Genomic DNA, 14,281 nt, shown 5'->3' on the forward strand with positions numbered 1-14,281 from the left:
TCAACCAGTGTGAGTGACAGCACGTCAGCATCAATGAGTGATTCAAGTAGTTTAAGTACGTCAGCGTTATTAATTAGAGATACGAATCTTTTAAATCAACAGATTAACAACACTGCTAAATTACCAAAAACCAATGCTAGACAAAGTAATTATGTGGAGGAAATAACAGCAGTAGTTACAATTCTAGCAATATTAGCAGCAAGAAAAGCTAAAAAAACAGATGAATTAAAATAATTGATTTGTGGATTAGTGACTAAAAAAACACCTATTACTCGGCTTAAGCTGAAATAGGTGTTTTTCATATGCATAAATTTACAAGTCTGGATTTTGACGAAAAAAATTAGGTGTATAGCCAGTTATTTCTTTAAAAGTTTTGACAAAATAACTAGTAGTAGAAAATGATAGCAAAGTAGAAATTTCAAGTAAGGATAGATTTGAAGTAATGAGTAATTCTTTGGCGATATCTATTTTCGAATATCTAATAAATTTTGTAATAGTTGTACCGTATTCTTTTTTAAAAGCTGGGTTTAATGCTTTTTTTGATGCGTTAAGTTCTTTAGCAATACCATCTAACGTAATATTTTCATGAATATGTTCTTTAATATATTGTTTAATTCTTTGATGAAGAGGTAAAAAATTATTAATTTTATAAATTTTCATAATTTCAAAATAATGCCAAGTGATTTTTCTAATTACTTGAAAAAAATCAATAAATTGTGGTGATAATTCAATTTCTTGGACAAGATTATTATGAATTTGAAACGCTTTTTTGATGGGGTATCCCCACTGGACAATTGCACGATTTAAGACAGCTACATACGAAATTAAGGTATCTTTTTCACCACGTATAATATTGTTAGAAGCAAACCTTTCACCAATAAGCGTTATATGAGATAAGTCTTCTAGTGCTTTTGTTAATGCTGTTTTATCGGAATATACGATTGCTTTGATAATGACAGTTTCTACCTTAAAAAAAAATGCGGGATCAAACGGCATATAATTCTTTTTATCGATATGAATTTTATCAGTAAATCGAGTAATGAGTACTTCATCATTTGGTGCTGAATCATTAGTATACAGAGTATAAATTAATTGTGCAGTAACTTTTAAATTGGAAAGGGAATGGAGCATTAATAATTCATTGTTTAATGAACTATATTCATTGTAGTTAAATGAGAAACAAATAATTTTTTCAACAGTGACACGAACAGTCAAAATATGTCCTGAATTATAATTTAACGAATGATATGCATGATTAGTTAATAAATTTACGTTTTCAGTTAATAAATTAACGGCGTCCTTATCATAATCGTTCGAACAATTGTCTATGTAATTTGCCTTTTTATCTCGAATGCTTAGTAAAATAACGTCAGCATTCAAAATATTTGCTAATTTTTTAATATTGATCATTTTTCCCCCATTATCGTAAAGTATTTAAATAATGTTTATATTATTGTGATACGTGTGTGTTGATACATTTATTCATAATTGTATAAAAACTTCGTATTAATAAACACGATTCGAATCCGAAAGTATCTTTATGTGCTATGAAAATCCTTTTTTTGTCATGAAATCATCAGTTAATTCATGGATAATGATGCTTGTGATATCAATGTTTACTTTGAGAGAATATTCACAATAAAGTTGGAGGAAGAAAAATGGAAAGTAAAAAATAAAATACTGAACACAATATAAGAAATATGAGTTCAGTATAAATTATGTGTAATTTTAATTTCTGAGTTTATAGGTAAAATAAGGTATTTATTACATCGTTATGTTAAACGTTTAACATTAAGGTTATTTACTAGATGAAATTATTTGGTCAATAAAAATTAAAATTACTCATTGTTAAGCCAAGAACGGAGGAATTCTTAGAAGGGAAAAATATGAAAATTAACATTCATAAGTTTGTTAACAGCTTATTTGTGCATTGTTTTGGTTTTTTTTTAATATTATCAACCTTAGTAGTGAATGCGTTGATCACACCTCTTACTGTAGTATCTGCTGCGAGTGATATTACGCCTCAGTATACAAATAATGATACAGGTGTGTTTCCAACTAATTCATGGACTATTCCAAGACAAAGTAATGTAATAAATCATCAGGGTGGAAATATTTTAAGTGGCTGGGATAAGACAAATACTTGGAATGGTGATTCAAATAATACAAGTAATTCTTATCTGAAATTTGGAACAGATAATAACAACCCAGATTATCAAATTCGTAAATATGCTAAAGAGACATCTACACCAGGATTATATGATGTTTATTTAAATGCTAAAGGAAATGAAGTTAAAAACATTAAGCCGATAGATATTGTGTTAGTTGTTGATATGTCTGGTTCAATGAATGCATCGGTAAATGGTGGTAATGATCGAGTTGGGGCAGCACGGCAGGGTGTAAAGAATTTCTTGCAAACTATCAATGATGCCAGAATTGGTAAGTACGTTAATGTCGGTGTGGTTGGTTTTTCAAGTCCAGGATACATAAGTAATTCGGGAACATTGTCTGAAAATATTGATTCATCTGATAATCCAGCACATATATCAAGAATTAATAATTTGCTGTCTAAAGAGTTTAAAGGCGGAACTTTTACTCAATTAGGTGTTCGTACAGGTCAAAACATGCTTACAAATGATAGTAATGATCATAAGAAAATGATGATTCTATTAACAGACGGTGTGCCGACGTTTTCGTATAAAGTAACTGCAGCAACAACGATTGAAGGAATGGATTATGGTACATCATTTTCTTCAAATCGAGATGAACCTGGATTTACTTCTCAATTATGGCGAGTGAGTGGAAGAAACAGAGTGCCAACCTCATATTCAGCTACAGGAAAAATTATCCGTGATACATGGCCAGCCACACTAGGGGAATCATTACTTGCCAAAAATCAAGGTACTGAATTACATGCACTTGGCATTCAGTTATCTAAGGATGTGGGTTACACAAATAATAGTAGCAACACGTATTTGAGTGATATTCAAGTCCGTGAGCATATGCAACTATTGGCTTCTGCTGGCCTTTATCGAGATGCTAACAGTGCGTCTGATGTTGAAACCTATTTAAAAAATCAAGCAAAAGATGTTTTAAGTCAATTTAATACAGTTAACCAAGGAACAATTTCAGATCCGTTAGGATCTCAATTCATTTATGGGGATGATACGCCGACTGTTAAGAGTGTGGGAGATAGCGTTGTTCAGAATTTACCAACAGTTACCAAATCAAACGGAAGTATCTCTGTAAGTAATATTAATCTGGGGAAAGATCAAGAAATTCAAATACATTATCAGGTGCATTTAAACACTGAATCAGATAATTTTAAACCGGATTACTGGTATCAGATGAATGGCAAAACAACATTTACGCCGACAAAGGATAGTAACGCTGTGGAATTTGGTGTTCCTTCTGCGAAAGGACCTGGAACGGAGCTAAAGGTTATCAAACAATGGCAAGAGCTGACTGATTCATCGAAGCGACCAGATAGTATTAGTTTTGAAGTAACGCGAACTATGAACAACCAATCAAACGATTGGCGGGCAACTGGTACTTTAAGTAAATCGGATAATTGGTCTAAAACTTTCAAACAGTTGAATCGAAATAATCAATCGGTTTCGTTACCAGCTTATGATAACAAAGGTGGAACGTTCAATTATCAGGTGCTAAACGAAAGTACGGATGGTTACGTTTCAAGCATTACTAACAAAACAAATGAGTCAACGATAACAAATACACAATATGGTTTGATTATTGATAAGTATGCAAGTAACTCGAAAAATAAACTCATTGGTGCTGAATTTATTGTTAAATCAACGGATGGAAAGCAGTCCTATACATTAAAAGATAATCAGTTACAGCAACTGACACCAGGGGATTACACCATTCAAGAAACTAAGAGTCCATTTGGGTATCAACTTGATTCTACGGTTTATCCAATAACATTAACGCAAGATGGAAAATGGTCAAGTAGCGGTCAAGGTATTAATGTAAAATCACCAACCACGGATGGCAACGGCTATAAAGATGGTTTTTCTATTGCTACTGACAAATCAAACAATACTGATAAGAATAATGTTGTTAGATTTGTCAAAAATGATACTTTCAAGAAGTTTGATCTGACAGTTAATAAAGTTGACAAAACAACTGGAAATGCGTTAAAAGGTGCTAAATTCACATTAACTGACTCTGATGGCAAAACATCAGTTTACAAAGAAACCGATCCAACGTCGACTTTCACTTTTGAAAATCTTTCATCAGGAACATATACTTTGAAAGAATCAAAAGCTCCTGATGGATACATTGCTAGTAAAGATGTCACAATGATAATTTCTGATGATGGCAGTGTTAAGGTAACTAACAATAATGGCGATTGGAAATCAACTTTACAAAATGATGCAGGTAACAATCAGATTAGCCTAACGGTCAACAATTCAAATAAAACTGTTTTCCCATCTACAGGCGGCACTGGTATTGTGCGCTACATGTTGATAGCTGGTGCCTTTATATTAATTGCCTTGGGTGCTAGCGGTTATTATATTTTCCGAATAATGAGGGGTAACCGATCATGATTAAAAAAATGATTGTGTTTATCATTACCTGTATTTCATTTGGGTTGCTTAGCTTTCAACAAGACAATTTAAAGGTTTTAGCCGATACTGATAACCAATTTACGATAGAATTGCATCATCAGTTGAGTGTGTATGAATCAAATCCAGTATCCAATATTCCTGGCAGCAACGTAACATTTCAATTGTATGATTTGACGGCTGATTACCAGAAGCATGAAAATGATGAAAATTATTTTGAAGATTTAAAATCTCAAAATCAGGGTATTCAAAATTATATTCAAGACAATCATATTCGTTTGATGGATACTAAAACTACTGATGCCAATGGACAAGCAACATTTCATGTTTCAAAAGAATATGGAAAAGCTTATCTTATTGTGCAACAAAAAAGTAGCCAACTTGAAAGTGATGGTTTGTCTTATGAGCAGGTTAGTGATCCAGTTGCATTTTCGCTAAGCAATCAAGATATGGATAAAAACAAGCTTGAAATTGAGACCAAATCTGCTATTGTGACACGCATACCATATTTTTTTAAATATGGAAAAACGCTTGATCATAAAGAATTACCATTAGCAGGTGTCAAATTTGTGTTGTATAAAACAGTTGACAACCAAAAAAAATACCTGACTGAAGACAATAGTTGGAAAACCACTGATGATCCACTACATGAGAAAGAAGTAAAAAAAGTCGTATCTGACGATGCCGGTTTAGTTGCTTTGAATAATAGTAAGCTACCAGCGGGTCAATATTATTTTCAAGAGGTTCAAACATTAAAAAACTTTGAAATATCTTCTCAGGCACAACACATTAGTGTTAATATTCCAGCAGTCACTAGCTTAGCTAATGTATCGCCAATTACTGTTAATGGCGAGCCGTTGTCTAAAATAGCTGCGGGTGTGATACCCAATGACGTGTATCAAAATGCAAGTCCGAGAGTTTTGAATTACCAACAGAAGCAGCCCACTAAGGAACCACCATTTAGCTTGCCATTCTTACCCGAAACAGGAATAGCAATTGGTTCAATTTCTTTAGTCGGTTTGTTGATTATTTTATTGGTAATATTGATAAAAATTTATAAGAAAAAATTACAATTAAAAAGGAGTTTTAAAAATGAAAAGTAAGTCATGGTCACAAATGGCTAATGCAATTTTACTCGTACTTCCTCTTTTAGTATCAGCTTTGTTCGGTGTTACTAATGTATCTGCGGACACAACAGATAGTGTTAATGTTACATTGCATAAAAGGGTCTTTGATGAAGGTAAAGTACCGGATAATAAGACCAATACAGGTGAAGTAGATAATAATTTTGGTGGAACGCCATTAGCAGGTGTTACTTTTACAGCTTATGATGTAACTGATCATTATTTGAACTTACGTTCAAATGGGGACACTGCTGAAAAAGCATCCCAAGAGGTTCAATCAGATGCTACTAATGCAGCACCAAGTTACGCCACAAAAGTTGCAGAAGGTGTAACAGCTGGAGCCGATGGCACAGTAACTTTTTCAAATTTGAAGTCTAAGGACGGAGATAAAGACAAGGTTTACTTGTTTGTTGAAACAAATTCACCAACAAATGTTACACAAAAAGCTGCTCCAATTGTGTTAGCTTTACCCGTTTATAAGTCAGGCTCAGACTCAGAAATTAATTCTGATGTTCATGTTTATCCCAAGAACGAACAAGCTGATGCTATTACAAAAGATTTAAGTGACGAAAGTAAAAAAGATTTGATTGTGACATTGCCTGATGGATCAAAGGTTTATAATGCCACTTATGGTCAAAAATTTGGTTATCAATTGCAAATAGCAGTACCATGGAACATTGCGGATAAAGATACATTTAATGTAGTTGATACACCTAACTTAGGGATTGATGATGATGCTACTACAGTAAAGGTTGCAGGATTAACTGAAGGAACTGATTATACAGTTTCAGCAACTGATGCAACTGACAAAAATGGTAAAGGTTTTAAAATAACGTTTAATCCAACGGCAGCTGCTGTTAAGGCTGCTGCCGGTAAAAAGTTAACAGTTACTTATAATGCTACCTTGACTAATGCTGCTGTTCCTGACAAAGCATTGAACAACACGGCTACGTTAAATATTGGTAATGGAACAGATGTTACTACTACACCGGCTCAAGGACCTGAAATTTACACTGGTGGTGTGAATTTCGTTAAGCAAGACAAGCAAAGTGCTGCAAAGCTTGCTGGTGCAGAGTTCCAGTTGGTTAAGTTAAATGCTAATGGTGACAAAGTAGCTTACGCAACGCAAGCAGCTGATGGTTCATATACATGGGCTGCAAATAATAACTCAGCGACAACATATACATCAAATGATCAAGGATCAGTTGAATTAAAAGGTCTTGAATATTCAAACAAGTTGGCTGATGGTCAAAGCTATGCACTTGTTGAAACAAAGTCTCCAGCTGGTTATGCGCTTTTGACAGCTCCTGTTAAGTTTACAGTTACTAAAGGAAGCTATGCTGACAATCAAACAATCACTGTGACAAACATTAAGAAGGGTATCTTACCATCAACTGGTGGTTCTGGTATCTACTTGTTCTTGATTGCAGGTGCACTTTTGATGAGTGGCGCATATGTTTGGAATAAGCGTAATAAAAAGAACCAAAATATTTAATCATATTTGAAAACTAAAGTGCAAACCATGTTCGTGGTAAGCACTTTTTTTATAAAAATGAATACTATGTTCATAATTCTTTGGAATAATGGTTTTCATTGATATTATGAGCCGTGGTTTCAAAGGATAACTAGAACGATGGCAGAACAAAAACAAAATAACGCTAATATTTTTCTGAAACTGTTCATTGCATTAATGTTTTTCATTGGCTTTTTGGTGTTCATGTATCCTTTTATTGCTAATGGCGTGAATAACTATGTGGCCCAAAAAGAATTAAATGCTGTGAATCAACTAAATCAAAGCAATCAGAAAGCCAGTGCCAAGAAACTCGAAAAATTAATCAAAAAAAACAATCAAAAGTCAAAAGAAAATCAACAACTTGGTATATCACCTGTCAAGAATATCTTGGGGCAAACGTTGGAAAATGTACCCAAGGAGAGTAGGGAGTACTATCAAAAGCACTCGTTAGGCAGTATATTCATTCCTAAAATATCTCTGAGTTTACCAGTGTTTGATACAACGACTGACAGCCTTTTGTATAAAGGAATTACATTATTGCCTGGCAGTTCTTATCCTGTTGGCGGCAAAAGTACGCATACCGTTTTGATGGGGCACAGTGGTTTGCCTAATCAAGAATTATTTACTCATCTGCACGAATTAAAAAAAGGCGATAAGTTTTTTTTGAAAGTGTATGGGAAACGTTTAGCTTATCAAGTTATTCGAATCAAAGTCGTTTTACCAACAGATCTAAGTGATATCACAATACAAAATAACCAAGATTTGGCCACTTTGGTCACATGTACACCCTATATGGTAAACACACATCGATTGTTAGTTACTGGGAAAAGGGTGCCTTTGGATAAGGGTTCATTTGATAAACAAGAAAAAAAGGCAGTATCGTATCAAGGAAAATATTTACTTTGTTTGACGGCACTGCTTCTTATTTTTATGGCTTTAATTTTTTATATCATCAAACGTGAGCTTATTGAACTATTGTCACATAAAAGAAATTATCAGTTATCATTTTTTGTTTATAATAATGGACGTCTCATTTCTGGTTATAAATTCACTGTAGTAGATTATTTTGGTAAAAGAATATTAAATGACCAAGGTGAGTTATGTGAGTCTACGAGTGACTCAAGAGGCTATGTATCATTTGGTGAAATTAGTGGTGGCAAGTATAAAATAATTCCGATGAATTCAAACATGAATATCAAACCTTTTAAAGCAACAGTTAAACATTTAAAAGATAAAAAATTCTATATCAGAAAAGTAGTTAAAAATGGTTACCAAATTGACACAGAAGGTGATGAAACAAATGACTAAGCGAACCAGTAAAAAAAAGAATAAGCAAAGTATATTTTTAAATATTATTTTTCTTATAGGATTTTTAGTAGCATTGTATCCTTTTTACGTTGGTGCGTTGAATCACTTCATTGACCAGCAACGAATTAAAACCATTCAAAAAGAAACTACTAAAGATATATCAGCAAAAGAAGCACGTATGCAAGAGGAAAATGCACAGTTAAGGAAAGAAGGTATTCAACTTGGGAGCGACCCATTTTCTGGTTCCACTGACAAAGAAAATGGGGTATTGAAGGAGCATTTAATTGGTACAATTAGTATTTCTAAAATTAACGTGCATATTCCGCTTTTTGATACGACCAATGAAGAAACACTTAACTATGGTGCAACCGTCTTACAAGGAACATCTTTTCCTCTGGGTGGGAAAGGCACGCATAGTGTTATTTCCGCGCACCGTGGCTTGGCTTCACGAATGTTATTTACAAACTTAAATCATGTTAAGAAAAATGATACTTTTGTATTAACGGTATTTCATAAAAAATTAGCCTATAAAGTTTTTAAAATTGAAGTTGTCAAACCTGAAGATTACCAAGGGCTGCAAGTTGAACCTGATAAAGACTTGGTAACGCTAATAACCTGCACACCTTATATGGTCAATTCACATCGTTTGTTGGTGACAGGATATCGAGTTCCTTATAATAAAAATATGGCAAAAAATATTGAAAACGCTGATAAGTTCAATAATATTAAGCAAGCTCTTACTATTATTGGTATTATTTTATTAATCATATTGCAATTTTTCTTTTTGTATAAACGCATCATACGTATCAAGTTAGCCAAAAAAAAGTTTGATTTATCATTTTATCGCTTAGATTCAGATGGTAATCCTGTTCCATCTGTCGCCTTTCAATTGTTTTCTAAGAACAAAAAAGTTGCTTTAAAAAGAGATAGAGAACTATTAATTCGTCGTTCGAATGATGAAGGGCTTGTTACATTTGATGCTATTCCAGGTAGACTCTACTATGTTAAAGAAGCTACAACTAACAAAAATAACGGGGTTATTGCTGGCGTAAAAAAGCTAAAAGATAAGAATATGACCTTTTACCCAACTAAAAAGTCAAAACCTTTTTTCCATTCGGATAACAATAAACTGTGGATTATTAGATAGTAGCGGAAGTTAAAACTGTAGAAATATTTTAGCTCGGTATTCTGACTTTTCTCGTGCTATAATGAAGAAATGAAAGAATTTTTGACCAACAATTATGAACAAACACAAGCTTTAGCGAGAAAAATAGCTGCTTTAGTATACCCCGGGTTAGTTATCACCCTCAATGGTGATTTGGGGGCTGGTAAAACGACTTTTACGCAAGGATTTGCTCAGGAGTTAGGCGTTGGTACCCGTGTTAAAAGTCCAACGTTCAATATTATGAATACTTACAAGGGGCGAACTTTTCCAGTCTATCATTTTGATGCCTATCGTTTAGAAGTAACGGGTGCTGCTGATCAAGGGTTTGAGGATTTCATTGGTACAGATGGTGTAACATTGATTGAATGGCCACAATATATGAAAGATTTATTGCCTAGCGATCGTTTGGATATTACTTTCACGCGTGGTGAAAGAGATGACGAGCGTAAGTTAAGCATTATCGGATTTGGCTCAGTTGTAGCGATAGAGGAACAATTATAATGTTTGACATGAATCAACCTATCACCTTTAGCTTGGAGGAGGCTAGCCTTTCTAAGGCAGTGGAATGGCAACAACTAATTCAACAGTTAATGAGAGAAACCGATACATTTCTGATTGCAAGCATGCGAGATGAAAAAGTTGATGTTGAAAGTACGGACTATCCAGCAATTACTTTATTGCTAATAGCCGAGCAGGGTGGTGCCTCTTCACCAGTTGGTATTGGATCAATTGAGCACGAAGAAATAGGTATAGCCGTTCTGAAGCAATACCAAGGTGCTGGTTTGGGACAAGAGTTAATGAATTCATTGTTAGAGTGGGCTCAAATAAATAACTTACCATCAGTTTGGTTAGATGTTCAGACTGATAATGTTCCAGCTGTGCATATTTATCAGAAATATGGATTTCGAAATGTTGGAAGCCAGCAACGGTATATTTTACCGAATGGTCGTGTGACGCAGGTACAGAAAATGATCTTGGAGTTATAGTATGAATTTTATAGCAATGGATTTCGAAACAGCTAATCGTGAGAAACATTCCGCAGTCTCTATCGCACTTGCCGTTGTTCGTGATAATCAAGTCGTTGATAAATTTTATTCACTCATTAAACCAGAAACGAGTTTTAGTGCGTATAATACAGCCATTCATGGCTTAAATGCACAAGATGTAACTGATGCCCCGAAATTTCCCGAAGTTTGGCAAAAAATTTCGCCTTTTTTTACGGAAAATAAATTAGTTATTGCTCATAATGCCACTTTTGATAATGGTATTTTAAAAGGTACCTTAGAGTATTATGGTATTGAAGAACCTCACTATTTGTTGCTAGATACTGTTCGTACAAGTCGTAAAGTTTTTCCAAATTTTGAAAATCATAAGTTGAACACTGTTGCTGGTAATTTGGGTATTACACTTAATCATCATCATAATGCTCTTGACGATGCGGTAGCAGCTGCAAATATTTTAATTTATGAAGCAGAACACTTCGGCGTAGAAGTGTTAAAGCCCTATGTAAAAAATAAGTAATAAAAAAGTCGTACAGGCATTGTATGACTTTTTTTATTAAATATTAATATCTAGTAGAATTGGTGCATGATCTTGACGGGCTCCAGTATCTATTACGCATGAGTTTTGTACATGCTTGGCAATCCGATCACTGACTAAATAATAATCAATACGCCAACCAGAATTATTAATTTTACTGGTTTTACTAATCTGTGCCCACCAAGTATAAACACTTGGTGTATTAGGATTTAAGGCCCTGAAAGTGTCAGTAAATCCGGCCTCTAACAAAGCAGAAAATTTTTCACGTTCTTGATCAGTGAATCCAGCTGAATGGCGATTTGTTTTAGGATTCTTTAAATCAATTTCTTGATGAGCAACGTTCATATCGCCACTGAATATAACTGGTTTATTAGTATCTAAAGTTTGAATGTATGAGCGATACTTATCATCCCATTCACCACGCTCATCTAAACGTGCTAATGAACTCCCTGAATTAGGTGTATAAACGGTTGATAAAAAAAATTCAGGGAATTCTAAAGTGATGATTCGACCTTCTGCATCCATATCCCCTGGAGCACCAATAGCAGGATAGGAGACGCTTTTCGGCTCAGCCTTTGAAAGAACTAACGTGCCAGAATAACCAGAACGCGCTGTACTAGAGTTTAAATATAGGTAATATTCTGGAAAAAGCTCACTAATTGTCGCGGCTTGTTTCTTCGTTAGTCCTGTTGCTTTAAGTTTTGTTTCTTGGATAGCAAAGACGTCGGGACGTATTGTTGCAATTTCATTTAAAGTCTGCCACGTCATTTCGCCACGTATACTTTTGTGTTCAACGGCGGCATTGATAGAGTCAATATTCCATGAGATAAATTTCAAATTGTTGTCCCCCTAATTGTAATATAATTTATTCTAACATAATTGTGTGTAAATTTTATTTAGCATAATGATGCATAAATTCTGGTATTGCAGCACTGATTTTTGTAGGTAACGTGACATATTGTGTCTTTGACAATTCGTCAGCAATGGCAGAATGAGCATACACTGCTGCTAAAACGGAATCGGAAGTTGAAAACATAAATTGGGCAGTAAAACCAGCAATCATACCAGCTAGTGTATCACCCATGCCTCCTGTAGCTTGATATGGACCACCAACAGGTATTTGAAAAACAGAATGTTGTGTATAAATTTGAGTGTGGTGTTGTTTCAGTACTACAATTGGTTCAATGTTCATTCGGTGTTGTGCTAACATATTAAAAGCTTCAAACGCTTGTTCATTAATAGTTACGCCACTTAGACGTTGCCACTCCATTTGATGCGGTGTTAATATTAGTTGTGATTTTGGCCATTTTAATTTATGTTCTGCTACTAAAGTTAATGCAGAACCATCAACAATAAGAATTTGATGTGGAGTAACTGTGTAAAAAGTGTGCTGTACAATATCTACACGGTTTCCCAGACCTGACCCAATTAAAATAACATCTGATTTTTTGATATAGTCTGTTAAGTCTTCATTGAAATCGACAACCATTGCTTCAGGAAGATGGCAATGTAATGCAGTGAAGTTTGATGAATCAGTAGCAACTGTGACTAGTCCTGCTCCAGAATTAACCGTGGCTAAAGCATTCATAATCACTGCACCACCAAACTGTGTAGTACCGCCAATAATTAAGACACGTCCATATGTACCTTTGTGCGATTCTTGTGGCCTCTTATTGATTACACGATATAAAATATCTTCTGTCAATGTTTTCATAGTTTCGTCCTTTAACATTATTTTATATCAATACACAAGAAGCTGATAATAGCAGTGACTAGCAGTTTTAGAATTGTGACTGACACTTTAGATAAGTGTACAATATGTTTATGGAAAAAAATAGTTTTATTCTTTCAGACCAAGAAGATTTATCAATTGAACAAAAAAAATTAATTCAATCAGTTTTAGATTTTTCTAAACAACAGATAATACAAGAGGAAAAAAAACTCTTTATTATTAAGGGCGGTGCAGGTTCTGGAAAGAGTGTCGTATTATTTGAAATATTCAAACAAATTCAGCGCGAGGCTTTTGAAAATAAAAATTCACCGCTTTATCAAACGAATAACTACTTATTAGTCAACCATGCGGAAATTTGGAAAATATATCGTGATTTAGCCGGTCAAACAGATATTTTAAAGAAAAAGAACGTTTTGAAACCAACAACATTCATTCATCAAATGGATAAAATATCTACTCAAGCTGATATTGTGTTGATCGATGAAGCGCATTTATTATTAACGGAACCAGACCCCTATAATAAATTTATCCAAACGAATCAATTAATTGAAATTATTAAGCGGTCTAAGATAATAGTGATTGTTTTTGATAGCCACCAAGTCTTAAAATTTAAAAGCATGTGGACCGAAAAAAAACTTGAAAATATTGTAAATCAATACAAACCTGTAAGTTATCAATTAACGCATCAATACCGTATGTTAGGTGAGAATAACGACGTCGTTGAGTGGATTGATAATTTAACGCAAAATAGGCTGATTACAAAATTAGCGCCAGTTAATGGTTTTGAGTTTAAATTTTTCGCTGACGCCAACCAAATGTATTCATTACTACAAAAGCGAAATGAAGAAGTCGGTATGTCAAGACTACTGGCTACGACAGACTACCCTTACACGGTTAATCGTGGCACCTGGTATGTAACAGTAGGAGATTTTAAATTACCATGGGATAAGTTAGATACCGGCAATACCCCTTGGGCTTTACGACCAGATACATTTAGTGAAGTCGGGTCGGTGTACACCATTCAAGGTTTTGATTTGAATTACGCTGGGGTTATTATCGGGCCAAGTATCACATTTGATGAAGAAAAAAATAGTATCGTTATTGATACTGATAAATATGAAGATAATGCTGCTTTTCGTCAAACTAAAGGTCATGTTTTTAGTATTAGAGATAAAGAAGATATTATGCTCAACGCACTCAATATTCTATTGAAACGAGGTCGTTGTGGCTTATATATTTGTGTCGCAGATGATACATTAAGGCGAAAACTATCGCTATTGTTAGGAAATGCAGATCTTGTCTGAAAATATC

The 14,281-nt window shown here is 34.2% G+C and carries 12 protein-coding genes and 1 pseudogene; 10 read left to right on the top strand and 3 right to left on the bottom strand.

What is annotated here, in order from left to right; all coding sequences use genetic code 11:
- Positions 1-234, top strand: a pseudogene (locus tag ESZ47_RS09415) (hypothetical protein); the annotation flags it as partial.
- A 78-nt stretch (positions 235-312) separates the two neighbouring features.
- On the opposite strand, the gene ESZ47_RS00010 reads toward ESZ47_RS09415, so the two are convergent.
- The gene (locus ESZ47_RS00010) at positions 313-1,410 is read right to left on the bottom strand and encodes a helix-turn-helix domain-containing protein (protein ID WP_148603604.1); all 1,098 of its coding nucleotides are present in this window, start codon (positions 1,408-1,410) and stop codon (positions 313-315) included.
- A 476-nt stretch (positions 1,411-1,886) separates the two neighbouring features.
- Between ESZ47_RS00010 and ESZ47_RS00015 the strand changes: the two genes are divergently transcribed.
- The 8 genes from ESZ47_RS00015 (at position 1,887) to ESZ47_RS00050 (ending at position 11,220) form a co-directional block, all read left to right on the top strand.
- Positions 1,887-4,571: a SpaA isopeptide-forming pilin-related protein gene (locus ESZ47_RS00015; RefSeq protein ID WP_148603606.1), complete on the top strand. Its 2,685-nt coding sequence runs from the start codon at positions 1,887-1,889 to the stop codon at positions 4,569-4,571.
- Entirely contained in the window at positions 4,568-5,692 is a 1,125-nt protein-coding gene (locus ESZ47_RS00020; RefSeq protein WP_148603608.1) for a pilin N-terminal domain-containing protein, read from the top strand. The genes ESZ47_RS00015 and ESZ47_RS00020 overlap by 4 nt, the downstream gene beginning before the upstream one ends.
- Entirely contained in the window at positions 5,682-7,208 is a 1,527-nt protein-coding gene (locus tag ESZ47_RS00025; protein ID WP_148603610.1) for a SpaH/EbpB family LPXTG-anchored major pilin, read from the top strand. Before ESZ47_RS00020 ends, ESZ47_RS00025 begins: the two co-directional genes overlap by 11 nt.
- Before the next feature lie 138 nt (positions 7,209-7,346).
- A complete protein-coding gene (locus ESZ47_RS00030; protein ID WP_148603612.1) occupies positions 7,347-8,534 on the top strand; it encodes a class C sortase in 1,188 nt (395 codons plus the stop codon).
- Positions 8,527-9,681 (top strand): class C sortase, encoded by a 1,155-nt coding sequence (locus ESZ47_RS00035; protein WP_148603614.1) that lies wholly within the window; start codon positions 8,527-8,529, stop codon positions 9,679-9,681. The genes ESZ47_RS00030 and ESZ47_RS00035 overlap by 8 nt, the downstream gene beginning before the upstream one ends.
- Before the next feature lie 69 nt (positions 9,682-9,750).
- Positions 9,751-10,200: a tRNA (adenosine(37)-N6)-threonylcarbamoyltransferase complex ATPase subunit type 1 TsaE gene (gene tsaE, locus ESZ47_RS00040; protein WP_148603616.1), complete on the top strand. Its 450-nt coding sequence runs from the start codon at positions 9,751-9,753 to the stop codon at positions 10,198-10,200.
- Positions 10,197-10,685 (top strand): GNAT family N-acetyltransferase, encoded by a 489-nt coding sequence (locus ESZ47_RS00045; RefSeq protein ID WP_148603618.1) that lies wholly within the window; start codon positions 10,197-10,199, stop codon positions 10,683-10,685. Before tsaE ends, ESZ47_RS00045 begins: the two co-directional genes overlap by 4 nt.
- Before the next feature lies 1 nt (position 10,686).
- Complete coding sequence (locus ESZ47_RS00050) at positions 10,687-11,220, top strand: 3'-5' exonuclease (protein WP_148603620.1); 534 nt, start codon at positions 10,687-10,689, stop codon at positions 11,218-11,220.
- A 36-nt stretch (positions 11,221-11,256) separates the two neighbouring features.
- Here ESZ47_RS00050 and ESZ47_RS00055 read toward each other — a convergent pair whose 3' ends face one another.
- Together ESZ47_RS00055 and ESZ47_RS00060 are read right to left on the bottom strand one after the other, a co-directional pair.
- Positions 11,257-12,075, bottom strand: coding sequence for an exodeoxyribonuclease III (locus ESZ47_RS00055; RefSeq protein ID WP_148603622.1), 819 nt, complete (start codon positions 12,073-12,075; stop codon positions 11,257-11,259).
- Between the two features lie 55 nt (positions 12,076-12,130).
- Positions 12,131-12,952 (bottom strand): NAD(P)H-hydrate dehydratase, encoded by an 822-nt coding sequence (locus tag ESZ47_RS00060; RefSeq protein WP_148603624.1) that lies wholly within the window; start codon positions 12,950-12,952, stop codon positions 12,131-12,133.
- A gap of 104 nt (positions 12,953-13,056) precedes the next feature.
- On the opposite strand from ESZ47_RS00060, the gene ESZ47_RS00065 reads away from it, so the two are divergent.
- Positions 13,057-14,274 (top strand): DUF2075 domain-containing protein, encoded by a 1,218-nt coding sequence (locus ESZ47_RS00065; protein WP_148603626.1) that lies wholly within the window; start codon positions 13,057-13,059, stop codon positions 14,272-14,274.
- Positions 14,275-14,281 lie beyond the last annotated feature (7 nt).

It is taken from the genome of Leuconostoc litchii (assembly GCF_008107645.1).
In the GTDB taxonomy this organism is placed as follows: Bacteria; Bacillota; Bacilli; order Lactobacillales; family Lactobacillaceae; genus Leuconostoc; species Leuconostoc litchii.